This is a genomic window from Luteococcus peritonei, assembly GCF_039526385.1.
Lineage (GTDB): Bacteria > Actinomycetota > Actinomycetes > Propionibacteriales > Propionibacteriaceae > Luteococcus > Luteococcus peritonei.
This window is the reverse complement of the sequence record NZ_BAAAIX010000002.1, coordinates 25,847-49,090: the sequence shown is the minus strand read 5'-3', so window position 1 is coordinate 49,090 and position 23,244 is coordinate 25,847. Positions and strand designations below refer to the sequence as shown.

The 23,244-nt window shown below is 71.0% G+C and carries 25 protein-coding genes and 1 tRNA gene; 13 read left to right on the top strand and 13 right to left on the bottom strand.

From position 1 onward, the window contains the following. Positions 1-111: 111 nt before the first annotated feature. Positions 112-474, top strand: coding sequence for a VldE C-terminal domain-containing protein (locus ABD073_RS00970; protein ID WP_343871842.1), 363 nt, complete (start codon positions 112-114; stop codon positions 472-474). 81 nt (positions 475-555) lie between these two features. Further along, on the top strand, positions 556-1,089 hold the full coding sequence (locus tag ABD073_RS00965) for a GNAT family N-acetyltransferase (RefSeq protein ID WP_343871841.1): 534 nt from the start codon (positions 556-558) through the stop codon (positions 1,087-1,089). A 60-nt stretch (positions 1,090-1,149) separates the two neighbouring features. Here the strand turns inward: ABD073_RS00965 and ABD073_RS00960 are convergent, their stop codons facing one another. Further along, positions 1,150-2,325: an ABC transporter ATP-binding protein gene (locus ABD073_RS00960; RefSeq protein WP_386751302.1), complete on the bottom strand. Its 1,176-nt coding sequence runs from the start codon at positions 2,323-2,325 to the stop codon at positions 1,150-1,152. A 271-nt stretch (positions 2,326-2,596) separates the two neighbouring features. Between ABD073_RS00960 and ABD073_RS00955 the strand changes: the two genes are divergently transcribed. After that, positions 2,597-2,881 carry a putative quinol monooxygenase gene (locus tag ABD073_RS00955; protein WP_343871840.1) on the top strand — a complete coding sequence of 95 codons (285 nt, stop codon included), beginning with the start codon at positions 2,597-2,599 and terminating at the stop codon, positions 2,879-2,881. 211 nt (positions 2,882-3,092) lie between these two features. On the opposite strand, the gene ABD073_RS00950 is transcribed toward ABD073_RS00955, so the two are convergent. After that, the gene (locus tag ABD073_RS00950) at positions 3,093-4,484 is read right to left on the bottom strand and encodes an L-serine ammonia-lyase (protein WP_343871839.1); all 1,392 of its coding nucleotides are present in this window, start codon (positions 4,482-4,484) and stop codon (positions 3,093-3,095) included. Between the two features lie 102 nt (positions 4,485-4,586). On the opposite strand from ABD073_RS00950, the gene tdh reads away from it, so the two are divergent. The 3 genes from tdh (at position 4,587) to ABD073_RS00935 (ending at position 7,689) form a co-directional block, all read left to right on the top strand. Next, the gene (gene tdh / locus ABD073_RS00945; protein WP_343871838.1) at positions 4,587-5,612 is read left to right on the top strand and encodes an L-threonine 3-dehydrogenase; all 1,026 of its coding nucleotides are present in this window, start codon (positions 4,587-4,589) and stop codon (positions 5,610-5,612) included. A 2-nt stretch (positions 5,613-5,614) separates the two neighbouring features. Next, complete coding sequence (locus tag ABD073_RS00940; RefSeq protein ID WP_343871837.1) at positions 5,615-6,820, top strand: glycine C-acetyltransferase; 1,206 nt, start codon at positions 5,615-5,617, stop codon at positions 6,818-6,820. A 140-nt stretch (positions 6,821-6,960) separates the two neighbouring features. Next, on the top strand, positions 6,961-7,689 hold the full coding sequence (locus tag ABD073_RS00935; RefSeq protein WP_386751305.1) for a DedA family protein: 729 nt from the start codon (positions 6,961-6,963) through the stop codon (positions 7,687-7,689). 24 nt (positions 7,690-7,713) lie between these two features. On the opposite strand, the gene ABD073_RS00930 is transcribed toward ABD073_RS00935, so the two are convergent. The 4 genes from ABD073_RS00930 to manA form a co-directional block, all read right to left on the bottom strand. After that, entirely contained in the window at positions 7,714-8,226 is a 513-nt protein-coding gene (locus ABD073_RS00930; RefSeq protein WP_343871834.1) for an O-acetyl-ADP-ribose deacetylase, read from the bottom strand. Then, entirely contained in the window at positions 8,223-8,855 is a 633-nt protein-coding gene (locus ABD073_RS00925; RefSeq protein WP_343871833.1) for a class I SAM-dependent methyltransferase, read from the bottom strand. The genes ABD073_RS00930 and ABD073_RS00925 overlap by 4 nt, the downstream gene beginning before the upstream one ends. 71 nt (positions 8,856-8,926) lie before the next feature. Further along, a tRNA-Thr gene (locus ABD073_RS00920) sits at positions 8,927-9,002 on the bottom strand. A 106-nt stretch (positions 9,003-9,108) separates the two neighbouring features. Beyond that, on the bottom strand, positions 9,109-10,278 hold the full coding sequence (manA, locus tag ABD073_RS00915; RefSeq protein WP_343871832.1) for a mannose-6-phosphate isomerase, class I: 1,170 nt from the start codon (positions 10,276-10,278) through the stop codon (positions 9,109-9,111). Positions 10,279-10,436: 158 nt separating this feature from the next. Between manA and ABD073_RS00910 the strand changes: the two genes are divergently transcribed. After that, positions 10,437-10,715 carry a DUF3263 domain-containing protein gene (locus ABD073_RS00910; RefSeq protein WP_343871831.1) on the top strand — a complete coding sequence of 93 codons (279 nt, stop codon included), beginning with the start codon at positions 10,437-10,439 and terminating at the stop codon, positions 10,713-10,715. Between the two features lie 144 nt (positions 10,716-10,859). Beyond that, complete coding sequence (locus tag ABD073_RS00905) at positions 10,860-11,054, top strand: CsbD family protein (RefSeq protein WP_343871830.1); 195 nt, start codon at positions 10,860-10,862, stop codon at positions 11,052-11,054. 81 nt (positions 11,055-11,135) lie between these two features. Here ABD073_RS00905 and ABD073_RS00900 read toward each other — a convergent pair whose 3' ends face one another. Further along, positions 11,136-11,573, bottom strand: a complete 438-nt coding sequence (locus ABD073_RS00900) for a hypothetical protein (RefSeq protein ID WP_343871829.1) — start codon at positions 11,571-11,573, stop codon at positions 11,136-11,138. A gap of 234 nt (positions 11,574-11,807) precedes the next feature. Between ABD073_RS00900 and groL the strand changes: the two genes are divergently transcribed. After that, positions 11,808-13,430, top strand: a complete 1,623-nt coding sequence (groL, locus tag ABD073_RS00895; RefSeq protein ID WP_343871828.1) for a chaperonin GroEL — start codon at positions 11,808-11,810, stop codon at positions 13,428-13,430. 129 nt (positions 13,431-13,559) lie between these two features. Beyond that, complete coding sequence (locus ABD073_RS00890; RefSeq protein WP_343871827.1) at positions 13,560-14,687, top strand: hypothetical protein; 1,128 nt, start codon at positions 13,560-13,562, stop codon at positions 14,685-14,687. A gap of 72 nt (positions 14,688-14,759) precedes the next feature. On the opposite strand, the gene ABD073_RS00885 is transcribed toward ABD073_RS00890, so the two are convergent. Then, entirely contained in the window at positions 14,760-14,921 is a 162-nt protein-coding gene (locus ABD073_RS00885) for a hypothetical protein (RefSeq protein ID WP_343871826.1), read from the bottom strand. A 17-nt stretch (positions 14,922-14,938) separates the two neighbouring features. Here ABD073_RS00885 and ABD073_RS00880 point away from each other — a divergent pair, with 17 nt between their 5' ends. Continuing rightward, positions 14,939-15,634 (top strand): copper homeostasis protein CutC, encoded by a 696-nt coding sequence (locus ABD073_RS00880; protein WP_343871825.1) that lies wholly within the window; start codon positions 14,939-14,941, stop codon positions 15,632-15,634. A 14-nt stretch (positions 15,635-15,648) separates the two neighbouring features. On the opposite strand, the gene ABD073_RS00875 is transcribed toward ABD073_RS00880, so the two are convergent. Together ABD073_RS00875 and ABD073_RS00870 are read right to left on the bottom strand one after the other, a co-directional pair. Further along, a complete protein-coding gene (locus ABD073_RS00875; protein WP_343871824.1) occupies positions 15,649-17,601 on the bottom strand; it encodes an FG-GAP-like repeat-containing protein in 1,953 nt (650 codons plus the stop codon). Positions 17,602-17,680: 79 nt separating this feature from the next. Then, on the bottom strand, positions 17,681-19,714 hold the full coding sequence (locus ABD073_RS00870; protein ID WP_343871823.1) for a HelD family protein: 2,034 nt from the start codon (positions 19,712-19,714) through the stop codon (positions 17,681-17,683). Between the two features lie 161 nt (positions 19,715-19,875). On the opposite strand from ABD073_RS00870, the gene ABD073_RS00865 reads away from it, so the two are divergent. Beyond that, a complete protein-coding gene (locus tag ABD073_RS00865; protein ID WP_343871822.1) occupies positions 19,876-20,754 on the top strand; it encodes an alpha/beta hydrolase in 879 nt (292 codons plus the stop codon). On the opposite strand, the gene ABD073_RS00860 is transcribed toward ABD073_RS00865, so the two are convergent. Together ABD073_RS00860 and ABD073_RS00855 are read right to left on the bottom strand one after the other, a co-directional pair. Continuing rightward, positions 20,735-21,280, bottom strand: coding sequence for an OmpA family protein (locus ABD073_RS00860; RefSeq protein WP_343871821.1), 546 nt, complete (start codon positions 21,278-21,280; stop codon positions 20,735-20,737). The genes ABD073_RS00865 and ABD073_RS00860 overlap by 20 nt on opposite strands. After that, positions 21,264-21,869 (bottom strand): hypothetical protein, encoded by a 606-nt coding sequence (locus ABD073_RS00855; RefSeq protein WP_343871820.1) that lies wholly within the window; start codon positions 21,867-21,869, stop codon positions 21,264-21,266. The genes ABD073_RS00860 and ABD073_RS00855 overlap by 17 nt, the downstream gene beginning before the upstream one ends. Before the next feature lie 124 nt (positions 21,870-21,993). On the opposite strand from ABD073_RS00855, the gene ABD073_RS00850 reads away from it, so the two are divergent. After that, positions 21,994-22,518: an NUDIX hydrolase gene (locus ABD073_RS00850; protein WP_343871819.1), complete on the top strand. Its 525-nt coding sequence runs from the start codon at positions 21,994-21,996 to the stop codon at positions 22,516-22,518. Here the strand turns inward: ABD073_RS00850 and ABD073_RS00845 are convergent. Continuing rightward, positions 22,489-23,238 carry a DUF72 domain-containing protein gene (locus ABD073_RS00845; RefSeq protein ID WP_343871818.1) on the bottom strand — a complete coding sequence of 250 codons (750 nt, stop codon included), beginning with the start codon at positions 23,236-23,238 and terminating at the stop codon, positions 22,489-22,491. The genes ABD073_RS00850 and ABD073_RS00845 overlap by 30 nt on opposite strands. Positions 23,239-23,244: the final 6 nt, after the last annotated feature.

The window sequence follows — 23,244 nt, the reverse complement described above, 5'->3', positions numbered from 1 at the left end:
GGGCATGACATGCATCCTCTCACCAGGCCCTCACGGACCTGAGATGTCAGTGTCAACCAAACCCGGGGCAGTCCCACCGGCAGCGCCCGCACCCTGTCCAGTACGACGACGGTGGAGCAGGCCACCAGCACCTCGATCAGCACCGCCGGGCTCGCCGCCAATGCGGTCACGGTGCTGCGCGCGATCAATGCGAGCTTCCCGCAGGTCACCAGCATCGGCGGCCTGCGCCAGGGCTCCGACGCCCAGGACCACGCCACCGGCCATGCCCTGGACCTGATGGTCTCCCACCAGGCCACCGGCGACCAGATCGCCGCCTGGCTGCAGCAGCACGCGCAGGAACTGGGGATCAAGTACGTGATCTGGCGCCAGCACATCTGGAGCGTGCAGCGCCAGGGCGAGGGCTGGCGGGCGATGGCGGACCGTGGCTCGGCCACCGCCAACCACTACGACCACGTGCACGTCAGCGTGAACTGAGCGTGCTCCCGGGAGGAGGACCGGATCGGGGGCCTCCTCCCGGGCATTGCGCCGCTCGCACGGGCGGGCCAGACTCGGCCCATGAGCGACGAACCCCTGCTGCGGCCCTGGCGGGTGCAGGACGCCCCGACCCTGCTGCGCCACCGCCGCAGCTCGCCGGACCTGGAGAACAACCTGCCGGAACTGCGCGACGTCGCCCAGGCGCGCGAGACGATCGAGCGCTGGACGCAGGAGTGGTGCTTCGCGATGGTGCTCAACGGCGTGGCGATCGGCAATGTCTCGGTCACCGCCCTGGACCGGCGCCACTCCATCGGCTGGTTCTCCTACTGGATGGCACCAGCGGGACGCGGCAAGCGGTGGACCAGCCGGGCCGCCGCCACGGTGGCGGACTGGGCGCTGTTCGACGCACCCGATCCGCTCTTCCGGGTGGAGCTGGGACACCGCACCAACAATCCCGCCTCAGGCCGCATCGCGCTGGCAGCGGGCTTCGTCCAGGAGGGCCACGAACGCCAGAAGCTCAGCTACCACGGCGTGCGGTACGACACCCTGACCTACTCCCGGCTGCAGACCGACCCCAGGCCGCAGGTCCGGCCGCTGGAGATGCAGCTCGACTGAACGGCAGAGGACGCCACGAGGCCCCCGCCATCATGACGGGGGCCTCGTGCTCTGCGTCGATCAGATGCGGTCGGCGGCGGTGGCGCCACCGGCAGGAGCCTCGGTGGGCTCGACGCCGGCGCGCCAGGTGTTGGTGCCACCGGAGATCCGCTGCTGCGTCTCGTTGCTGAAGACGTGCACGTTCGACGGATCGACGGCCAGGCGGATGGTCTGGCCGCGCTGCGGCTGCAGACGGCCGGAGACGCGGGCCACGATCTGGGAAGCGGTGAGCTTCTCGTCATCGGGCAGGCCGGCCAGGGTGCCGTAGATGTAGCCGTCGGCGCCCAGTTCCTCCACCACGGCCACGTCGACCGGGATGCCGTTGTTGTCGGGAGCCACGCTGAAGACCTCGGGGCGGATGCCGATGGTGAGGTTGGTCTCGTTGGCGGCCTTGGCGAGGGTCTCGCGGGGCACCGGCACGACGTAGTCACCGACCTGCACGCCACCGTCGACGACCTTGCCGCCGATCAGGTTCATGGCCGGAGAGCCGATGAAGCCTGCGACGAACAGGTTGGCGGGGGTGTCGTACAGGGCCAGCGGGGTGTCGCACTGCTGCAGCACGCCATCCTTCATCACCGCGACGCGGTCACCCATCGTCATGGCCTCGACCTGGTCGTGGGTCACGTAGACGGTGGTGACGCCCAGGCGGGACTGCAGGGCGGCGATCTGGGTACGGGTCTGCACGCGCAGCTTGGCGTCCAGGTTGGACAGCGGCTCGTCCATCAGGAAGACCTGCGGGTTGCGGACGATCGCGCGGCCCATGGCGACGCGCTGGCGCTGACCACCGGAGAGGGCCTTCGGCTTGCGGGACAGGAAGTCCTCCAGGCCGAGCAGCTTGGCGGCCTCGAGGACGCGCTTCTGGCGCTCCTCCTTGGCCACGTTCTGCATCTTCAGCGCGAAGCCCATGTTGTCCGCGACGGTCATGTGCGGGTAGAGGGCGTAGTTCTGGAAGACCATGGCGATGTCACGGTCCTTGGGCGGCAGGTCGGTGACGTCACGGTCACCGATGTGGATGCTGCCCGAGTTGACCTCTTCGAGGCCGGCCAGCATGCGCAGGCTGGTGGACTTGCCACAGCCGGAGGGGCCGACGAGGACCATGAACTCGCCGTCGCCGATCTCGAGGTTCAGCTTGTTGACGGCGGGGCGGTCGGCGCCCGGGTAGACGCGAGAGGCGTCGTTGAAACTCACGGTGGCCATGAGCCACATCCTTTCCACGGGCAGGTACGTGCCCGACGATCCGTAGTGGAACTTGTGGACACGTTCGTCCACGTCGCCCACCTTCGCACAGCACTGGCCGAAGGTGAAGGGGCGGGGTCGGAAATCTCGTCGCCGAGATCCTGGGACTAGGGCTTTCACGCTCACCGTTACGAAACCGTGAACAACTGGTGCGGCCCGGGGGCACCTCGCGGCATGCTGGAGGCGAGCCCCGGCACGGTCCGGGGGACCCAGCCAGGAATGGAGCCAGACGATGCTGATCGTCCACTGCAATGTGCACACCACCCCCGACGGCGTCGACGCCTTCCGCGAGGCCTCGCTCACCAATGCCGAGGCCAGCCGCCAGGAGCCCGGCTGCCGGGTCTTCGAGTGCTACCAGTCCGATGACGACCCCACCGTCTTCGTCCTGGTGGAGCACTATGACCAGCCCAGCGACCTGGACTTCCACAAGACCCAGCCGCACTACCTCGCCTGGAAGGAGGCCGTCGCCGACCTGATGGCCGAGCCCCGCAAGACCGTGAAGTACCACACTGTTTGATCTTGCTAGGGGGACGACCCCCTAGGACCCCCGGGCTCCGCGTGCGTTCACCGTCACTCCTGCGTCGCTCCGGGCCCGCGGAGATGGGACGAGCAAGGGGGGACACCCCTCCCGTGGGACCCCGGGCACTCGCGCGCACCGCACGATCAACCCGAATCCGCCACGATCGGCCGCAGGCGAGCTGATCGTGGCGGATTCTGGTCGGTCCGGCTCAGCACTCGACGATGTTCACCGCCAGGCCGCCGCGGGCCGTCTCCTTGTACTTGGTCTTCATGTCGGCGCCGGTCTGCATCATGGTCTTGATCACCTGGTCCAACGTCACCACCTGATGGCCGTCGCCCTGCAGCGCCAGCCGGGCGGCGGTGATGGCCTGGACGCTGGCCACCGCATTGCGCTCGATGCAGGGGATCTGCACCAAGCCGCCCACCGGGTCGCAGGTCAGGCCCAGGTGGTGCTCCAGGCCGATCTCGGCCGCATTGCTCACCTGCTGGGCGCTGCCGCCCAGCACCTGGCACAGGCCGGCCGAGGCCATCGAGCCGGCCACGCCCACCTCGCCCTGGCAGCCCACCTCCGCGCCGGAGATGGAGGCGCTCTGCTGGTAGATGGCGCCGATCGCGCCCGCCGTCAGCAGGAAGTCCACCACCGTGTGGTCGCCGGCTCCCGGCATGAAGGTGAGCACGTACTTCAGCACCGACGGGATGATCCCGGCCGCGCCATTGGTGGGGGCGGTCACCACCCGGCCGCCGGCGGCATTCTCCTCGTTGACCGCCAGCGCCCACAGCGTCAGCCAGTCCATGGCCGCCAACGGGTCCACCGGCCCGGCCGGGGCGTCCTCGCGTCGCAGCAGGTCCTTGTGCAGTCGGTGCGCGCGGCGTCGCACCCGCAGACCGCCGGGCAGCACGCCGGAGGTGGCGCAGCCGGCGGCGATGCAGCCGTCCATCACGCCCCAGATCCGCAGCAGACCCGCACGCACCTCCGCCTCGGTGCGGCCCAGCGCCACCTCATTGGCCATCTGCACCTCGGGGATGCTGAGCCGGTGGTCGCGGCAGTGCGCCAGCAGTTCGGCGCCGGTGCGGAAGTCGAAGGGGACCGGCGTGTGGTCCAGCGCCACCCGCGGCTGGCCCGATCCGTCGTCTTCCAGCACGAAGCCGCCGCCGATCGAGTAGAAGGTGCGCTCCACCAGCATCTCGTCGCCGCGGAAGGCGGTGAAGACCATGCCATTGGTGTGGAAGTCCAGCCGACGGGTGCGGTGCAGCACCAGATCCTCGTCGACGTCGAAACCGATCTCGGGGCCCTCGGGCCCTCCCAGGCGAAGACTGCGCTGCTGCTCGATCCGGGCGGTGCGCTCGGGGGCCTGCCCGGTGTCCACGGTCTCGGGCAGCTCCCCCTCCAGGCCCAGCATCACGGCGGGACGACTGCCGTGGCCGTGCCCGGTGGCACCCAGGGAGCCGAAGAGCTGGGCGTTCACCCGGGTCACCTCGCCGGCCCTGCCATCGGCCAGCAGCTCCGTGGCGAAGCGCGCTGCGGCCCGCATCGGACCCACCGTGTGGGAGCTCGACGGACCGATCCCGATCTTGAACATGTCGAATGCGCTGATCGCCATGCCCTGAAGTGTGCATGGTGGGCGCGCATTTCGCCAAGGTCCGCGTTGTCGGCCCGGTTGTGCGGGAGTATTTTCGGTGAACCGACTCGACGAGGAGAATTGATGAAGGCGCTCAGGAAGGTGGAGGCCGCCCCGGGGCTGCAGCTCTGCGAGGTCCCCGAACCGGAGGTCGGCCCCAATGACGTGCTGATCAAGGTGCTGCGCACCGGCATCTGCGGCACGGACCTCCACATCCAGAACTGGGATCCCTGGGCGCAGCGCGTCGTGCCGGTCCCGCTGACCATCGGCCACGAGTTCTGCGGCGAGATCGTCGAGCTGGGCTCCGCCGTCACCGGCCTGGCGGTGGGCCAGCTGGTGAGCGGCGAGGGCCACTATGTCTGCGGCCGCTGCCGCGCCTGCCTGGCCGGCAAGCGGCACCTGTGCCGCAACACCCAGGGCATCGGCTACATGGTTCCCGGCTGCTTCAGCGAGTACTTCGCCATGCCTGCCTCCAACATCTGGGTGCACCGCGTCCCGGTCGACCTCGACGTGGCCGCCATCTTCGACCCCTTCGGCAATGCCGTGCACACCGCCCTGCAGTTCCCCTGCCTGGGCGAGGACGTGCTGGTCAGCGGCGCCGGTCCGATCGGGCTGATGGCCGCCCTGGTGGCCCAGTTCGCGGGCGCGCGGCACGTCGTGGTCAGCGACCTGTCCGACGAGCGCCTGGAGCTGGCGCGCAGCCTGGGTCTGGCCGACACCATCAACGTCGGTCGCGAGCACCTGGGGACGGTCTTCGAGCGGGCCCGGATGAAGGAGGGTTTCGACATCGGCCTGGAGATGTCCGGCTCCGGCAAGGCGCTGGCTGACATGATCGACCACATGACCCACGGCGGCCGGATCGCCCTGCTCGGCACCCCCTCGCGGCCCACGGAGATCGACTTCAGCAAGATCATCTTCAACATGCTCACGCTGCAGGGCGTCACGGGACGCCAGATCTTCGAGACCTGGTATGCCATGAGCGTGCTGCTGGAGTCCGGCCTGGACATCAGCGGCGTCATCACCGACCGTTTCCACCACACCGAACACGAACAGGCCTTCGCGGCGGCCGGCAACGGCCGGGGCGGCAAGGTCGTCATGGACTGGAGTTGATCATGTACGGCGAACTCGGCAAGGACCTGGCTGCCCAGCTGGAGCAGCTCAAGCAGGACGGCCTCTACAAGGTGGAGGTGCCGCTCTCCAGCGCGCAGAGCGCCCACATCCAGGTGGAGGGCCGCGAGGTGGTCAACCTGTGCGCCAACAACTACCTGGGGCTGGCCGACGATCCGCGCCTGGTGCAGGCCGCCAAGGACGCCCTGGACCGCTGGGGCTTCGGCATGGCCTCGGTGCGCTTCATCTGCGGCACCCAGGACCTGCACACCGAGCTGGAGCAGCGGATCACCGGCTTCCTGCACCCGGGGGCGGAGGACTTCGACACCATCCTCTACTCCTCCTGCTTCGACGCCAACGGTGGCCTGTTCGAGGTGCTCTGCGGCCCCGAGGACGCGATCATCTCCGACGAGCTGAACCACGCCTCGATCATCGACGGGGTGCGGCTGTCCAAGGCGCGCCGGCTGCGCTACCGCAACCGTGACATGGCAGACCTGGAGGCCCAGCTCAAGGCCGCCGCGGACTGCCGCTACAAGCTGATCGCCACCGATGGCGTCTTCAGCATGGACGGCTACCTGGCCCCGCTGGACGAGATCTGCGACCTGGCCGAGACCTACGGCGCGCTGGTCATGGTGGACGACTCCCATGCCGTCGGCTTCGTCGGCCGGCACGGTGCCGGGACACCCGAGCGCTTCGGGGTGCAGGACCGGGTGGACATCATCACCGGCACCCTCGGCAAGGCCCTGGGCGGCGCCTCCGGCGGCTACACCTGCGCCCGCCGCGAGATCGTCGAGATGCTGCGCCAGCGCAGCCGTCCCTACCTGTTCAGCAACTCCCTGGCGCCCTCGATCGCTGCGGCGGCCCTGGCCACCATCGACCTGCTCACCGCCTCCGACGACCTGCGCGAGCAGCTCAATGCCAACACCACCTGGTTCCGTGAGGCGCTGGCCACGGAGGGCTTCAAGGTGCCGGAGAGCGACCACGCCATCGTCCCGGTGATGGTGGGCGATGCGGTCAAGGCCGCCCGGATGGCCGACGAGGTGCTGGCCCAGGGCATCTACGTGCGGGCCTTCAGCTACCCCGTGGTGCCGCAGGGCAAGGCCCGGATCCGTACCCAGATGTCCGCTGCGCTCAGCCGGGCGGACCTGGAGGCGGCCCTGGCGGCCTTCGTCCGCGCCCGCGAGGTGGTCGAGACCGAGGCCACAGCCTGAGCGACCCGGGGGGCCTCCCGCGCGGCGGGGGGCTGCCCCGCCGCGCGGGTAGCCTTGGCGCCATGAGCTACAGCCCCGGCGAGCCGCCGGCCGAGGCCAATCCCTGGCAGGCCCGCACCGCACCCCCTCCCGAGCCCCCGATGCCCACCGAGGACTCCGCGGGCGCCTCCCTCCCCGGTTCGGGGGAGAAGGAGTGGTGGGACGACCCGTCGATGCCGTGGAAGCACAAGCCGGGCCGGGCCGACAAGCAGTGCATGGCCTGGATCCTGTTCATGGGCGTCTTCGGCCTGGCGATGCTGCCGCTGCGCGGCTGGCTGCTCGGCCTCAACCCGCCGCTGCTGGTGGCGCTGACCGGAGCACGCTCCGGCACCGCCGCCATGGGGGCGCTGGCCTCGCAGGGACTGGCACCACACTGGTGGCTCTACCTGATGGCCGGCTCGCTGATGTCGATCAAGTTCGACTGGATCTACTGGTGGGCCGGCAAGCTCTGGGGCCGCGGGATGATCGAGGTCTGGGCCGGGCAGTCGAAGCGGGCCGCGCGCAACTACGCCCGTGCCGAGCGCTGGGCGCAGAAGATGGGCTGGCTGGGCATGTTCGTGGCCTACGTGCCGATCCCGTTGCCGCTGATGCAGGTGATCTTCGTCCTGGCCGGCTCCACCGGCATGAGCTGGAAGAAGTTCATGGTCCTGGACTTCATCGCCTCCACCACCTGGCTGCTGGCCTACTTCGCCCTGGGCTGGCAGGTGGGCGAGCCGGCCGTCGCGCTGCTCAAGCAGTACGCCAAGATCGCCAACTGGGTGGCGATCGGCCTGGTGGTCTTCATCGTCGGTTCCAGCATGTACTCGGCGCGCCAGAAGCAGCAGGCCTGAGCGGGCCTGCAGTGTGCGGCCCGCTCAGCCGCCCAGTGCCGCGCGGTAGCCGGCATCGGCATGCTGGTTGAAGGCCACCAGCAGCACGCGCTCCAGATGGCTCTCGGTCTCGCGCACCGTCTCCACCGCCACCCGGGTGGCGTCGTCCATCGGCCAGCCGTAGACCCCCGCCGAGATGGTGGGGAAGGCGATGCTGCCCGCACCCAGCTCGTCGGCCACCCGCAGGCTCTCGCGGTAGCAGGAGACCAGCGTGGCGCGGCGGTCCTGGCTGCGGCTGAAGACCGGGCCCACGGTGTGCACCACCCAGCGGGCCGGCAGCCGACCGGCGGTGGTGGTCACCGCCTGACCGGCCGGGAGCCCGTCGCGCAGCTCGCCCTCGCGCAGCCGACGGCAGGCCGCCAGGATCTCGGGGCCGCCGGCGCGGTGGATGGCGCCGTCGACGCCACCCCCGCCCAGCAGGGAGGAGTTGGCGGCATTGACCACCACGTCCACCTCGAGGCGGGTGATGTCGCCGCGGACCACCTCGATCTCGGTCATGCTGCGGCGCGACCGAAGATGGCCACCAGGAAGTTGGTGTCGGTGCGGAAGGGCTTGAGGTCCCAGGTGGACAGCCCCAGCTGCAGCTCCAGACCGCTGTGGGCGGCATCGTTCAGGAATTCGTTGAACTCGTAGCCGCGCCCGGCACCGAAGCCGATCACCGCGCGACCCTCCGGCTTCAGGTGGGCCGCGAAGCGCTCCAGGATCGGGCGGCGGCTGGAGGGGGCGGGGAAGGCGATCACGTTGCCGGCGCACATGATGACGTCGAAGGCCTCCTCGACGCCCTGCGCGGGCAGGTCCAGCAGCGCCAGGTTCTGCACGAAGTAGTCCGGGCCGGGCGCCTCGGCGCGGGCAATCTCGATCAGGTTGGGGTCGAGGTCCACGCCCACCACCCGGTGGCCGCGCGCCGCCAGCCAGCTGGCATGGCGGCCGGGGCCGCAGCCGGCGTCGAGGATGTGGGCCTCGCGCGGTGCCATGGTGTCGACGAAGCGGGCCTCGCCCAGCAGGTCGGCGCCGTTGGCCGCCATCTGCCGGAAGCGTTCGGCGTAGTTGAAGGGGTGCTGCGGGTTGGAGGCGACCATCCGCTCCCAGGTGCCCGGCTCGACGGACGGTGCTGTGTTCTCGCTCACCCGGCCCATCCTGTCACGGTGGCCGTGGCCGGGGCTCGGGACCCCCTGCCGACGGATCGCCAGGTGCTGCGTGGAGCCCCCGGTGGGAGTCGAACCCACGACCACTCGCTTACAAGGCGAGCGCTCTGGCCGCTGAGCTACGGAGGCACGCCGCGAGCATCCCTCGCGGACGGGCCAATTGTGCCCGGCGGCCCGGTGGCTGTCGAACGCCGGGGGCCGGCCGCGGGTGGTCCGCGGTGCTGCTGCCGGTGCTTCAGACCCCGGGGGCGGCCAGGAAGGCGGTGGCGTCGCCGCTGACCACGACCTGTTCGCCGGCGTCGATGAAGGCTGCCTGGCCCTGGTGCAGCTCGGTTCCCTCCGCATCGCGCAGGTGGCCCTCGATCACCAGCAGGATGCGGCCGCTGTCGGTGGCCGGGAGGCTCACGTCGACACCTTCGGTGGGGTCCACCTGCCAGAGGGCGAACTCCGGCGCGGGGGTGGGGTAACGGGTCAGGCCGGGGGCCTCCTGGGTGGGCTGCACGAGCTCGACGGGGGCGGCGTCGAAGTTGACCACGCGGACCAGCTCGTCGACGTCGATGTGCTTGCGGGTCAGGCCGCCGCGCACCACGTTGTCGGAATTGGCCATCACCTCGATGCCGGTGCCCTTGAGGTAGGCGTGCATGCTGCCCGCCTCCAGGAAGACGGCCTCACCCGGCTGCATCGTGAAGCGGTTGAGCATCAGCGCGGCCAGGATGCTGGGGTCACCGGGGAAGAATTCGTCGAGCAGGACCGCGGTGCGGCAGAAGAGACCGAACTCGCCCTCGGCCTCGACGTGCGGCACGCAGCGCGCCACCGTCTCCACCACCAGGTCGCGGTGCTCGTCGGTGCTGCTCAGTGCGTCGAGGAAGACCTCGGCCAGGCCGGCGGAGCCCTGGCGCAGCCGCAGCGGGGCCACCATCTGGTCCAGGGCGGGGATGCCCAGCTTCTCGAAGAGCTCGGCGGTGCGCATCGGATCGCGGAAGCCGCACAGCGCCTCGAAGGGGGTCAGTGCCAGCATCAGTTCCGGCTTGGGCCAGTCGTCCTTGTAGGTGCGCTTCGGGTCGTCCTTGGCGATGCCCTCGGCATTCTCACGGGCATGGCCTTCCTCGGCCTGCTCGCGGGTGGGGTGCACCTGCAGCGAGAGCGGCTGGTCGGCGGCGAGCACCTTGAGCAGGTAGGGCAGCCGGGCGCCGAACTGCTCGACGCTGGCGCGGCCCACCAGCCCGGGATCGGCCTCGATGCGGGCATCCATCCGCTGGCCGTCCACCGTCGACGGGGCGGAGGCATGGGCACCCAGCCAGTACTCGGCCTGCGGTTCGCCGGAGGCCGGCAGTCCGAGCACGCGCGGGATCTCGCTGGGCGACCCCCAGGCGTAGTTCTGGGTGGTGCCGGACATGGGATGCATCGGGTCTTTCCTTCTGTTCGACGGCCGTGGGTGGGCATGCGGCGGCTCCAGTCTGTCAGGTCGGCGTGTCGACGGACGGGATTGGGAGAGACGGCCGGTGTGCCGCACCGTCCCCGACGACGAATGACACCGGTGTGGTTCGCACCTAGGATGGAGTCATGTCCGAAGCCCTTGGCCAGTCCTCCGACCACCCCGAGCTGGGGGAGACGGAACCGGCGATGCTGGCCTTCGAGGCCTCCTGGCGCCCTGGCCGGGGCTCGCGGGAGCAGGAGATCCGCGAACGCTTCGGCATCTCCTCGCCGCGCTACCACCAGCTGCTCAACGCCCTCGTGGACAGCCCCGAGGCGCTGGCCGCCGACCCGCTGCTGGTGCGCCGGCTGCGCCGGCTGCGCGAGAACCGCCAGCAGGCCCGCTCCGCCGCTCGCCTGGTGCGCTGAGGGCCCCGCACGCTGCCAGTCGACGGGGCCACCTCGTTCCCCGTTTCGCTGTCCGCGCAAGGGCTGGAGCCCGGCGACGCGACGGGTCTAGCGTCGAGGTCATCGCTTCGGGTCGACCGGGGCACCGCTTGGAAGGAGTTCAACATGGGTATCGGTGACAAGTTCGAGAACGCCAAGGACCAGGTCGTCGGCAAGGCCAAGGAGGCCGCCGGTGACGCCACTGACAACGAGCGTCTCCAGACCGAGGGTGCTGCCCAGCAGTTCGACGGCGAGGTCGGCCAGAAGGTTGAGGGCGCCAAGGACCGCGTGGGCGACGCGATCGACGACCTCAAGAACTGACGGTCCCGGGCGCACGACGCCCGAGTCCACGCGACGCCCGGAAGCCCTGTGCTTCCGGGCGTCGTCGCATGTCCGGAGACATCAGCTGCGGTAGCCGCCGTCCACCAGGTCCGCCTGGCGCTCGAAGGGGTTGCCGGTGGCGAGGTCGCCGTGGCGCAGCTGGGAGACCAGGCAGCCCGTCGCATAGAGCGGCAGGAAGGGCAGCCCGAGACACATCGTCCACTGCCAGCTGTGGCTCTCCTCGTGCTCCAGCAGCCCTGGGTGGCCGGCCAGATAGGCCACCACGTCGGGCCGTGAGGTGGTGACCACGTTGCCGATGGTGAAGGCCCCGGCCACCGGGAAACGCAGGCGGTAGCCCTCCGCCAGCCAGAGCTTGCGGGGGCCACGTCGCAGCCGGGCCCCACCCGCCAGCGCGACGGCCAGTCCGAGCGGGGTGGACAGGTTGAGCCAGTTGCCCAGCTGGCGTACCCGCACCATCGCGGGGGAGGCGGGCAGACGACCGGGAGAGGCTCGGTTCACGGCCCTCATTCTGCGTCGCGCGCGAGGGTGAGGGAAGTGGGCCGGGTACTTTGCACTCGCTTGTGTCGAGTGCTAGACATGGAGTTGGCACTCGGCTGGTTCGAGTGCCAACCGAGAGGTTGCCGATGAGGTCCGGTCCGGGCCGTCCGTCGCGGGCATCGACCAGCCTCCACCCAGACACTGACAATCGCGGGGCCCGCAAGGCCCCTGACGCGGGAGGACTCCCGGAAGACCATGGCAAAGCTGATTGAGTTCAACATCGAGGCCCGCCGCGGGCTCGAGCGGGGCATGAACACCCTCGCCGACGCGGTCAAGGTCACCCTCGGCCCCAAGGGCCGCAATGTCGTCCTGGAGAAGAAGTGGGGCGCCCCCACCATCACCAACGACGGCGTCTCCATCGCCAAGGAGATCGAGCTCGAGGATCCCTACGAGAAGATCGGCGCCGAGCTCGTCAAGGAGGTCGCCAAGAAGACCGACGACGTCGCGGGCGACGGCACCACCACCGCCACCGTGCTGGCCCAGGCAATGGTCCGTGAGGGCCTGCGCAATGTGACCGCCGGCGCCAACCCGATGAGCCTGAAGAAGGGCATCGAGACCGCCGTCAAGGCCATCAGCGAGGAGCTGGGCACGATGGCCATCGACGTCGAGACCAAGGAGCAGATCGCCGCCACCGCGTCGATCTCCGCCGCCGACGCCACCGTGGGCGAGATCATCGCCGAGGCGATGGACAAGGTGGGCAAGGAAGGCGTCATCACCGTCGAGGAGTCCAACACCTTCGGGCTGGACCTCGAGCTCACCGAGGGCATGCGCTTCGACAAGGGCTACATCAGCCCCTACTTCGTCACCGACACCGAGCGCATGGAGGCCCAGCTCGACGACCCGTACATCCTGCTGGTCGACGGCAAGGTTTCGAGCCTCAAGGACCTGCTGCCGGTGCTGGAGAAGGTCATGCAGGCCTCCCGCCCGCTGCTGGTCATCGCCGAGGACACTGACGGCGAGGCCCTGGCCGGCCTGATCGTCAACAAGATCCGCGGCACCTTCAAGTCGATCGCCGTCAAGGCCCCCGGCTTCGGTGACCGCCGCAAGGCCATGCTGAACGACATCGCCATCCTCACCGGCGGCACCGTGATCAGCTCCGAGGTGGGCCTCTCCCTGGAGACCGTCACCTTGGAGCTGCTGGGCCAGGCCCGTTCCGTGCTGGTGACCAAGGACGAGACCACCATCGTCGACGGCGCCGGCGATGCCGACCAGATCGCCGGTCGTGTCTCGCAGATCCGCAAGGAGATCGAGAACTCCGACTCCGACTACGACCGCGAGAAGCTGCAGGAGCGCCTCGCCAAGCTGGCCGGCGGCGTGGCCGTCATCAAGGTCGGCGCGGCCACCGAGGTGGAGCTCAAGGAGCGCAAGCACCGCATCGAGGACGCCGTGCGCAATGCCAAGGCTGCCGTCGAGGAGGGCATCGTCCCCGGTGGTGGCGTGGCCCTGCTGCAGGCCGCCAAGAACGTCAAGCTCGACGAGCTGCAGGGCGACGAGGCCACCGGTGCGCAGATCGTGCTCACCGCGGCCCAGGCCCCACTGCGCCAGATCGCGCTGAACGCCGGCCTCGAGGGCGGCGTCATCGTGGAGAAGGTCGCCAACCTGCCCGTCGGTGAGGGCCTGAACGCGGCCACCGGCGAGTACGTGAAGATGGTCGAGGCCGGCATCATCGACCCGGCCAAGGTGACCCGCTCTGCCCTGCAGAACGCGGCCTCCATCGCGGCCCTCTTCCTCACCACCGAGGCCGTCATCGCGGACAAGCCCGAGAAGGCTCCCGCGATGCCCGCCGGTGGCGACGAGATGGGCGGCATGGGCTTCTGAGCCTGGCAACAGCCTGAACGACGAAGGGGCGGTCCCGTGAGGGGCCGCCCCTTCGCCGTGCCCGCGCCGGCGCCCCACCGCGCGTCGGACCCCCTTCGCAGGCGAGGATCGCGGGCGTAGCCTGCAGGAATGAGCCAGGTGCATCGCCCCGGTCTGGACGGCACGGACCGCAGGGGCGCGGGGGCGGGGGTCCCGGTGGCGCCGCTGGTGGTGCTGTGGCTCGTCACCCGCCTGGTCGGACTCGGGGTGGTGGCCGCCACCCGTGAGCACCTCGGCCTGGGATGGCGTCGGGCCTTCGCGCCCTGGGACGGCCCCTTCTACCTGGACATCGCGGCCAGTGGCTACCAGGACCACCTGCCCGCCACCCTGGACCAGGCGCGCGGCGCCTTCTTCCCGCTCTTCCCGGTCCTGGTGCGTGGCGTGGTGCAGCTGGCCGGGACCCCGCCGGTGGCCACGGCCGTGGTGCTCAACCTGCTGCTCGGGCTGGCCGGCCTGCTGCTCTTCCACCGGCTGTCCTGCCTGCTCCTGCCACCACGTCAGGCGCTCGCCGCCAGCCTGCTGTGGGTCTGCTTCCCGGGACAGCTGGTCAGCACCCTGGTGATGTCCGACGCCCTGCTCGCCACGCTCTCGGTGGCCACCCTGCTGGCCCTGGTGCGCAGGCGCTGGCTGCTGGCGGGCGTGCTGGGGATGGCCGCTACCGCCACCCGTCCCAACGGGGTGGCGCTCTGCTTCGCGGCCTTGGCGGCTGCCGTCGTGGCCTGGCGCTCGGGTGACCGGCGCGGGGTGGTGGCCCTGCTGCTGACCCCGCTGGGGGTGCTCGGCTACTGGGGATGGCTGGGCTGGCACACCGGCCGGGCGGATGCCTGGTTCGAGATCCAGGACCGCTTCTGGCACCAGGGGCTGGACCTGGGATGGAAGTTCCTGTTGATCTTCAAGAATCCTGTGGAGCTGTCCGGGGATGCCACCTACATGGCCACCTGGGCGGGTTTCGGCCTGCTCGCCCTGGCGCTGTGGTGCTGGTGGCGCGGGGCGCGCCTGCCGCTGGTGGCGACCGTCCTGGTGGTGGTGCTGGTGGCGCAGATGGTGCTCTTCTCCGGGGTCGGGCCGCGGGCGCGCTTCCTGATGGCCGCCTTCCCCCTGCTGCTGCTGGTGGCCCAGAAGGTTCGCGGCGCGTGGTTGTGGGCGCTGGCCGCGCTGCTGGGCGTGGCCCAGGTGGTGCTCACCTGGGCCGTGGTCAGCCAGTACGTCATCCCCTGAGCCCCGGGAGGACCGGCGCGAGGCGGCTCCCTGGAGGAACCGCCCCGTCGTCAGGTGCTCGTGCCTCCGGGCCTACTGGATGACCGGCGGGACGAGGGTGCAGTTCACCTTCTGCGCGCGGGTGGGATCCAGCGCATTGCGGACCACCTGGTAGCCCACCGGGTCATAGGTGGCGCCGAAATGGTCGGTGAGGTCGCTGCGGCCGGGCGTGGCGTCGGCACCCGCACCGGCCACGGGGCCACCATGAAGACATGTCGGGGATCCTGGACGTGGTGGCACTGCACGAGCACGACGCGCGTCGTGCCGAGGAGGGCGGGGCAGACCGGCTGACGGTCCTGGGCAGCCTGGACGACGGCGGCATGTCGCCGGAGCCGTCGGTGGTGGAGACGGTGCGCCGGGCGGTGGGGATCGAGGTGCGGCCGATGGTGCGGCTGCGGCCCGGCTACGGCACCGACGGCGGGGAGTTCGTGCGGCTGCGGGGCCTGATCGAGAGCTACGTGGACGCCGGCGCCGACGGGGTGGTCTTCGGCTTCCTGAACGGCTACGACGAGGTGGACGCCGAGGTCTGCGGGGCGCTGACCGAGCACGGCCTGTGGCGCTGGACCTTCCACCAGGCCGTGGACCAGACCCTCGACACCGACAAGGCCTGGCGCGTGCTGCAGCGCCTGCCGCGGCTGGACAGTGTGCTCACCGCCGGCTCGGCCCGCGGCATGGATCACGGCCTGGACGAGCTGGTGGCACGCTGCCGTGCCGACGCCGGCGTCGCCGGCCTGGTGATGGCCGGCGGCGGCCTGGCTGCCGAGCACGTCCCCTGGCTGGCCCGCGCCGGGGTGCGCGCCTTCCACATCAGCGAGCAGGCCCGTCCGCTGGGCCAGTTCAAGGCCTATGTCGACGCACCACTGGTACGCACCTGGCGCGAGCTGGTGGACCGGGAGGTGGGGGCCTGAGGGCCCCCACCTGTTCAGGCGAACAGCCGGAAGCCGGCGGCCGAACCGGGATTGACGAAGGGGGTCGCGATGCTGCCGCCCCGTCGCACCGGATAGGTCGTGAGACCCTGCGGCGTCAGGTAGGCGATGTCCTCGATGGTGTCACCGGTCAGGTCGCCGGGGCTGGCCACCAGGGAGGCATTCCAGCCGTTGCCCACCTGCGTCCTCATCCCCAGGCCACGGCCGGTGGAGGTGTAGGCGTAGAGCAGCCGGTTGCTGCCGATCGCCATCACGTCGGCCAGCGGGTCGTTGTTCACGCCCTGGACGCTCATCAGCGCATTCATCATGTTCCAGCCGTAGCCGATCCGTCCCACCTTCTGTGCGTAGCCGCTGGTGGGCAGCGTGTAGCGCACCAGGTCGCCGGAGCGGGTGCGCGCCAGCAGGTCCGGCGTGCGGTTCCCGTCGAGATCGCCCACCGTCATGGCCGTGAAGCCGCCCCAGCCCCAGCCCAGCCGGCGCAGGTGGGAGACGGTTCCGTTCCCGTTGCCCCGGTAGAGCTGCAGGTTGCCGGCACCGTCGCGGGCCACCAGGTCGGTGATGCCGTCGCGGGTCACGTCGGCATTGCCGATCCAGGTGAAGCCGCCCCAACCGTTGCCGATCCGGCTGGGCGCTCCCAGTCGCCCGTTCGAGGCCGCACGGAAGATGTAGAGGTCACCGCCCTTGATGCCCAGCAGGTCGGCGCGCCCGTCACCGGTCCAGTCGCCGCGGGCGGCCACCTGACGGCCCCACATGATCCTGGACAGTCCCTCGATGGTGGCCACCTGGGTGCTCATCCCCGCCGACGTGGAATGGGTCAGCACGGCGGCGCTGTAGCGGCGCGGCAGCTTGTGGTTGTAGCCGACCGAGTTGACGTGCCAGCCGTCGGTGCGCGGCAGCCACCCGTTCTTCATCGCGATGTCGTCGCCCGGTCCGGCGGTCACGCCCCAGTCCTGGGCCGAGCTGACCTTGCGCATCTCGGACAGCCCATAGGCCCGGTTGGTGGCGTTCAGCACCGGGTTGGAGCGGCTGAAGTGGTCCACCAGGACCACGTTGTCGGGCGCGCTGGTGACGGTCAGTCCCCAGTAGCCGCCGGGGCCGGGCGTGGTGGAGCGCAGTCCCATCCGGTCCAGCACCCGCTTCACCGCCGGCCCACGTCCCACGTGGTCCCACAGTGCGGAGGTGGCGGCATTGTCGCTGTTGCGGATCATCGGGACGATCTTGGACTTCTCCCAGGCGGTCAGACCGCGGCCCTGCTGCTGCGCCTGGTACATCACGGTGGCCATCACCTGCACCTTGACGATGCTGGCGGTGACATTGGTGGCCGAGCCCTTGGCATAGGAGTAGATGGTGGAGCTGCCCTCGGCGCGATAGGCCACCGCCACGGAACCGGAGCGTGCCTTGGCATAGCCGGCGAGCTGCGACTGGTAGGGGAAGGCCTCGACCGCCCCGTAACCGGCGGGATTGCTGGAGACTGCGGCGGCACGCACCGTGCCCGCCTCGCGCAGCTCGTCCGCGGCCTGCTGCAGCACCTGCTGCTCGTCGAAGTCGACGCGCACCTGCACCTCGGCGCGGGCCTGCTGGGCGGCCGCCAGGCGCCCCTTCGCCAGGACCTGCGAGGAGGCCAGCTGACCGGCCGGGGCCTCGAAGCGTGCCGCGCTGCAGGCCACGCCCCCGCCCGTGCCCGGCAGGTCCGTGGTCACGCCTCCGGAGACGGCGGACAGGCTCACCTGGGGCGTGCCGACGACGCGTACCGCTCCACCTCCGGCGACCGCGACGGAGCCGGGCCGGTCGAGTGGTCCACGGAGCTCCAGCTCCACCTCGCCCAGCTGGTCACAGACCACCGTGGCGGTGCGGGCCTCGGGCGCGGCCTGGGCCGGTGTGGCCAGGGTCAGCGCCCCCGTGGCGGCCAGGGTGGTGGCCAGGGCGGCCACGCGAAGGCGTGCGGACATCGTCGTCTCCCGTCGGGTCGGTTGACCCGAGCCTAGGACCCTCGCCCCGCGGGCCGCCACGCGGGGCTCGACCCGTGCCTCAGCCCAGCTCCGACGGCAGCGGCTGGGAGTGCAGCACCACCAGGGAGGTCACGGCTCGGGTCAGGCAGACGTAGAGCCGTCGCAGGCCCGTGGTGCGGTCCGGCTCGGCCGCCACCAGGTCTGCCGGTTCCAGCAGCAGGACGTGGTCGAACTCCAGGCCCTTGGCCAGGCTCGCCGGCACCAGCGCCAGCCGGTGGTCGCCCTCGCCGACGTGGGCGAAACCGGTGCCGGCCGCCTCCAGGGCAGCGGCGACGGGCTGCACCTCGGCATCGGGCACCACCAACCCGACGGTGCCCTCCCGCTGCAACAGGTGCGAGGCCTGGTCCAGCAGGGCCGGCAGCGTCTGGTCCACCTGCTGCACCAGCAGCTCGCCCCGGTTGTGGCGGATCGAGTGCGGGGTGGACAGCTGCGGTGCGATCGAGGGCAGCAGCCGGGCCGCATAGTCGATCACCTCGCCGGGCACCCGGAAGCCCTCCACCAGCTCGCTGATCACTGCCTCCGGATGGCCCATGTGCGCCAGCGACTCCTGCCAGGAGCGCGAGGCCCATGGGGTGGTGGCCTGGGCCAGGTCGCCCAGCAGGGTCACCGAGCCGGTGGTGGCGCGACGGCCGGCGGCCCGCAGCTGCATCGCCGACAGGTCCTGGGCCTCGTCGATGATCACGTGACCCAGGCTGGGGGTGCGGTTCAGCAGGTCGGCCACCTCGTCGGCCAGCACCAGCTCGGCCGCGGTCCACTTCTGCGAGGCCGGGGTGCGCGCCGGCCTGGGGCCGAGCAGCAGCGCCTGCTCCTCGGCGTCGAGCAGGCCGTCGGCGCTGGTGGCCAGGAAGTCGGCGTCGGTGAGAAGTCGGTGCACCAACTTCGGCACGCTGAGCGCCGGCCAGACCTGGTTCACCATCTGCTTGACGCCCTTGGAGCGCGCCACCCGGTTCTGCACCCGGTCGTCGGTGGTCTCACCGCCCACCTCCATGCGCAGCAGTACCTGGTGGGCCAGCCGCTGCGGCAGCATCTCGCGCCCGGCCAGGTAGCGCACGCCGCGGCTGCGCAGGCTGGTGACAGCCGCGGTCAGGTAGTGGGCCGGGATCCGCCAGGTGCGGCTGCCGGCGGGTACCACCAGCGTCTCGGTGGGCTCGCTGACATGGCTCCACACCGCGCGCGCGGCCACCTCGGCCATCCGGGCGTCGCCCAGCAGCACCGCCCGCTCCGGGCTGTCGACGCCGCGCACCTCCAGGCCGGTGGCGCCGGCCACCAGGCTGTCGATGGTCTCCTGGACCGCGTCGATCTCACCCAGGGCGGGCAGCACGTCGCCGATGTAGCGCAGGAAGTTCTCGTTCGGGCCGATCACCAGGACGCCCTGGCGTCCCAAGGTCTCGCGGTAGGCATAGAGCAGGAAGGCGGCGCGGTGCAGTCCCACCGCCGTCTTCCCCGTGCCGGGGGCACCCTGGATGGCCAGCGAGGTGGCCAGGTCGGTGCGCACCAGCACGTCCTGGTCGGGCTGGATGGTGGCGACGATGTCTCGCATCGGGCCGGTGCGCGGGCGCTCGATCTCGGCCTCCAGCAGGGCCGCCGCGCCGGAGGAGTCCTCGGCGGGATCGGCCAGCCGCTCGTCCTCGTAGGCGCTCAACTCGCCGTGCGAGAAACCGAAGCGACGCCGCAGGCTGCAGCCCATCGGCTCGCCGGGCCGCGCCCGGTAGAAGGGCAGGCTCATCGGTGCGCGCCAGTCGATCACCAGGGGATCGCCGCCCACCTCGCCCGTGACATGGCGACGCCCGATGTGGGCCACCTCGTCGTACTCGGCGCCCAGCTCGCGGGAGTAGTCCAGCCGGCCGAAGAAGAGCGGGGTGTCGGGATCCTGCTCCAGGCTCTCCATGCGGCGGTAGAGCATCTGGCGCAGGTAGGCGGTGCTCACCGCGTCGCCGGCGACGGCCTGGGTCCAGTCGGCGCTCTCGGCGCGCATCCGGCGCAAGGCGGCGTGGCTCGCGGTCAGGTGTTCGCGTTCCGCCTCCAGGACGGGGGAGCTGTCGGGCGAGGGCATGGTGGTCTCCTGCACAGGCTGCTGGTGCTGCCTGCCCGGCGGCTCGACCCGACGGACGGCCCGCGGCGCCCGGGAGGGCGGCTGGCTCTGGAGGTGGCAGGCCAGCAAGTCTACAGCTCACCGCGCCGGGTGAGGCCACCGCGAGCGCCTAGATTGGAGCGGTGGGGATCTCTCGGAGGCAACTGCTGGGACTGGGGGCCGGAGCCTGTCTGGCCGGCGGCGCGGGTGTTGGCTATGGCATCGTCACCGATCGCCTGCCCGGCCGGGTGGAGATCGGCTACAAGCTGCAGCTCGACGGTGGCGAGGTGCCACGGCCCGAGGGTCCCACGGGGCGGATGGTCACCGGCAGCTTCCGCTCCGAGCACCGGCCCGGCGTGCCGGAGCCCTATGCGGTGAGCCTGCCACCCGGGCACGAGGCCAAGGGACTGCCTGTGGTCGTGGTGCTGCACGGCTGGGGCGACGACCACCGCTTCTGCTTCGAGCAGGTGGGCATGGACGTGATGCAGGCTGCGATGGTGGCCGACGGCGCCCAGCCCTACGCCCTGGCCAGTCTGGACGGCGAGCACTCCTACTGGCACCGGCGCGCCGACGGCGTCGACTGGGCGCGGCTGGTCTCCGAGGGCCTGCTCGGCGAGCTGGGTCGGCTCGGCCTGGACACCGCCCGGTTGGGGCTGATCGGGTGGTCGATGGGTGGCTACGGCGCCCTGCGGCTGGCGGCGGAGGAACTGCACGGCGCGGTGCGGGCGGTTGGCTCGATGGCGACCGCCATCTACGCCGACTGGGACGATGCGCCGCAGAAGTATGCCTTCGACGACGAGGCCGACTACGCCGCCAACAACCTCAACGACAAGCTCGACCGGTTGCAGGGGTTGCCGGTGCACCTGGCCTGCGGGATCAATGACCACTACATCACCCGGTCGCGCTGGCTGGCCGACCAGATCCACCCGGAGCAGACCATGTTCCAGCTGGGCGACCACACCGTCCGTTTCTGGCGCAAGGCCTCCCCGGACCAGCTGCGCTTCATCGCCGACCGGCTGTGAAGACCACCTCCACCCGACGGTTCCGGGCCCGGTTGGTCTCGCTGTCGTTCGGCACCAACGGACGGCTCTCGCCCAGGCCCTGAACCACCACCCGGTGGGCGGTCAAGCCCTGGCCCAGGGCCCCTTCCACGGCCTCGGCGCGGCGCCGGGAGAGCTGCAGGCCGTGCTCGGCCGAGCCCAGGTCATCGGTGTGACCGGTGATGGTGACGCTCCCGGCCTCTCGACGGACCAGTTCGGCGCGCAGCTCGTCGAGCCGACGACGGGCCTGCGGCAGGATCGTGGCCGAGTCCTTGGCGAAGAGCAGGTTCGCATCGAGGCGCAGTTCCAGGCGTCGCGGCTGCTCGCTGCGCGTGGCGATGCCGGCCAGGTCCTGGGTGACCGCCGCCAGGGGGACCTGCCGCGGTGCCAGCTGCTCGAAACGGAAGGCCTCCGGCGACGGCAGCGGGTCGGGGACCTCGACCCGGGTGGGCAGCACCGGGCCGGTCACCAGCGTGGCGGCCAGCAGCAGCTCAACGCACCGGGACATGGGTGAAGCTCCCGAAGGTGGGTACGACGACGGTCACCTCGTCGCTGGCTGGGGTGGAGAAGACGCAGGTGGCCCACACCTGGTCGCCGGTCTGCCAACCACCGTTGAAGGATGGGGCGCACAGCGGCTTGCCCTCGGCGGTGGCGGGCAGGTGGGCCACCCCGGCGCGGGTGTCCACCAGGCGGATGCCGTCCGGGCGGCTGTCGTAGCTGGCGCCTCCTGCGGACAGGATGTGGTTGGCGCTGACCACCTCGCCGGTGGGCCGCTGGAGCACCCGGATCCGCAGGTTCACCACCACCGACTTCTCCTGGCGCTCGACCGGGTAGAGGTCCAGCGCCAGCCGGAGCGTGTCATAGCCGGCCTCCCGGGTGGCGATCGGCTGCTCCCGGGTGGGTGGCGTGGGCGTGGGCGTGGCCCCGGCCCCGGCGGTCTCGGCCGGGCCCGAGGTGCTCGCCGCCGGGGGAGTGCTGCCGGGCTCGGTGGTCTCGGGTGTGGTGCCGCCGGGCATGGCGCAGCCGCCCAGCAGGGCCAGCGGGAGAAGCAGGGCACCCAGTCGCCGTGAGGCCGGCGGGCTCGTCATTCTGGTCATGGCTGACAGCCTGCTGCCTGATCCGGCCGATGCACCCGCCGTGGTGTTGTCCGGTTGTTGTCCCGGTGTCGTCCGCCCACCAGGCCCTCGTGCCGGCCGGCGACCGGGGCATAGGGTCGGGGACATGTACGAGCCGGTCGATCCCTCCCAGCGCCCCACCACGCGTCGTCGCGGGGCACGGGTGCTGCTGCGCGCCGGGGGCCGCGTCCTGCTGATCAGCGACCGTGATCCCGGGGTGCCCGGCTCGCAGTGGTGGGTGCTGCCCGGCGGCGGGATCGACGCCGACGAGCCCAGCCGCACCGCTGCGGCGCGCGAGGTGGCGGAGGAGACCGGCCTGGAGCTGGACCCATCGGCCCTGCGCGGCCCGGTGGCGCACCGCCTGGTCACCCACGGCTACAGCGACCGGGTGCTGGTGCAGGAGGAGGAGATCTGGCTGGCCGACGTGCAGCGCTTCGAGCCGCGTCCGGCGCTGCTCAGCGCGGGGGAGCAGCTGCGGCTGGCCGGCTGGGAGTGGTTCAGCGCGGACGAGGTCCGTGGGCTGACGGTCTGGCCCCCGCAGGTGGCCGACTGGCTCGCCTGGGACGGTGAGCCCTGCCTGGAGATGGGCGAGGTGGACGAGTCAACCGTTCCCGTGGAGCAGGGAGCGTAGTCGTCGCGCGTCGCGCACCCCGTTGGCCTCGTAGTCGTTGTTGAAGTAGGCCCAGACCTGACGTCCCTGCTCCTGCCACTCGCGGCCTCGCTCGGCCCACCAGTGCATCGCCTCGTCGCCGTACTCACCCACGTACATCTTCTTCGCGTCCGGGCCGTGGAAGCGCAGGTAGACCAGGTCGGTGGTGGCCCACAGGTGGCAGGGGAACCGGGGCACGCTCATCACCACATAGGCCGCCCGGTGCTCGCGCAGCACCCGCTGGGTGTCCTCGGTGTGCCAGCTCTCGTGCCGGAACTCCACCGCCACCCGCATGCCGGCGGGCGGGCCGGCCAGGAAGCGGTCCAGCAGCGGCAGGTCCACCTGGTGGGTGGGCGCCAGCTGCACCAGGAAGAGCCCGGCCCTGTCACCCAGCGCGGCCCAGTCGCGCTCGAAGCTCTCGTGCCAGGCGTCGAGGTTGGCCAGCCGCCCGGTGTGGGTGAGGTTCTTGGGTGCCTTGACCGTCATCCGGAAGCCCTCGGGCAGGGCCTCGCGCCACAGCTGGAAGGTGGTGGCGGCCGGCCAGCGGTAGAAGCTGGCATTCAGCTCCACGGTGTCGAACTGGCTGGCGTAGACGTCGCGGCGCTTCGCCTTGGGCAGCCCCGGCGGATAGACCTCGGGCGACCAGTCGTCGTAGTTCCAGCCGGAGGTGCCGACGCGGGCGGGCAGGACGGGTTCGGGCACCGGCAC

Bases quoted from the DNA above. Each gene is read 5' to 3' on its own strand.
- ABD073_RS00890 (WP_343871827.1), top strand. From the start codon at position 13,560: ATGAGCCAGGTGCATCGCCCCGGTCTGGACGGCACGGACCGCAGGGGC.
- ABD073_RS00950 (WP_343871839.1), bottom strand. From the start codon at position 4,484: ATGGCGATCAGCGCATTCGACATGTTCAAGATCGGGATCGGTCCGTCG.
- ABD073_RS00850 (WP_343871819.1), top strand. From the start codon at position 21,994: ATGTACGAGCCGGTCGATCCCTCCCAGCGCCCCACCACGCGTCGTCGC.
- ABD073_RS00930 (WP_343871834.1), bottom strand. From the start codon at position 8,226: ATGACCGAGATCGAGGTGGTCCGCGGCGACATCACCCGCCTCGAGGTG.
- ABD073_RS00910 (WP_343871831.1), top strand. From the start codon at position 10,437: ATGTCCGAAGCCCTTGGCCAGTCCTCCGACCACCCCGAGCTGGGGGAG.
- ABD073_RS00905 (WP_343871830.1), top strand. From the start codon at position 10,860: ATGGGTATCGGTGACAAGTTCGAGAACGCCAAGGACCAGGTCGTCGGC.
- ABD073_RS00940 (WP_343871837.1), top strand. From the start codon at position 5,615: ATGTACGGCGAACTCGGCAAGGACCTGGCTGCCCAGCTGGAGCAGCTC.
- ABD073_RS00870 (WP_343871823.1), bottom strand. From the start codon at position 19,714: ATGCCCTCGCCCGACAGCTCCCCCGTCCTGGAGGCGGAACGCGAACAC.
- ABD073_RS00935 (WP_386751305.1), top strand. From the start codon at position 6,961: ATGCCCACCGAGGACTCCGCGGGCGCCTCCCTCCCCGGTTCGGGGGAG.
- ABD073_RS00965 (WP_343871841.1), top strand. From the start codon at position 556: ATGAGCGACGAACCCCTGCTGCGGCCCTGGCGGGTGCAGGACGCCCCG.
- ABD073_RS00875 (WP_343871824.1), bottom strand. From the start codon at position 17,601: ATGTCCGCACGCCTTCGCGTGGCCGCCCTGGCCACCACCCTGGCCGCC.
- groL (WP_343871828.1), top strand. From the start codon at position 11,808: ATGGCAAAGCTGATTGAGTTCAACATCGAGGCCCGCCGCGGGCTCGAG.
- ABD073_RS00960 (WP_386751302.1), bottom strand. From the start codon at position 2,325: ATGGCCACCGTGAGTTTCAACGACGCCTCTCGCGTCTACCCGGGCGCC.
- tdh (WP_343871838.1), top strand. From the start codon at position 4,587: ATGAAGGCGCTCAGGAAGGTGGAGGCCGCCCCGGGGCTGCAGCTCTGC.
- ABD073_RS00860 (WP_343871821.1), bottom strand. From the start codon at position 21,280: ATGTCCCGGTGCGTTGAGCTGCTGCTGGCCGCCACGCTGGTGACCGGC.
- ABD073_RS00855 (WP_343871820.1), bottom strand. From the start codon at position 21,869: ATGACCAGAATGACGAGCCCGCCGGCCTCACGGCGACTGGGTGCCCTG.
- ABD073_RS00880 (WP_343871825.1), top strand. From the start codon at position 14,939: ATGTCGGGGATCCTGGACGTGGTGGCACTGCACGAGCACGACGCGCGT.
- manA (WP_343871832.1), bottom strand. From the start codon at position 10,278: ATGCATCCCATGTCCGGCACCACCCAGAACTACGCCTGGGGGTCGCCC.
- ABD073_RS00955 (WP_343871840.1), top strand. From the start codon at position 2,597: ATGCTGATCGTCCACTGCAATGTGCACACCACCCCCGACGGCGTCGAC.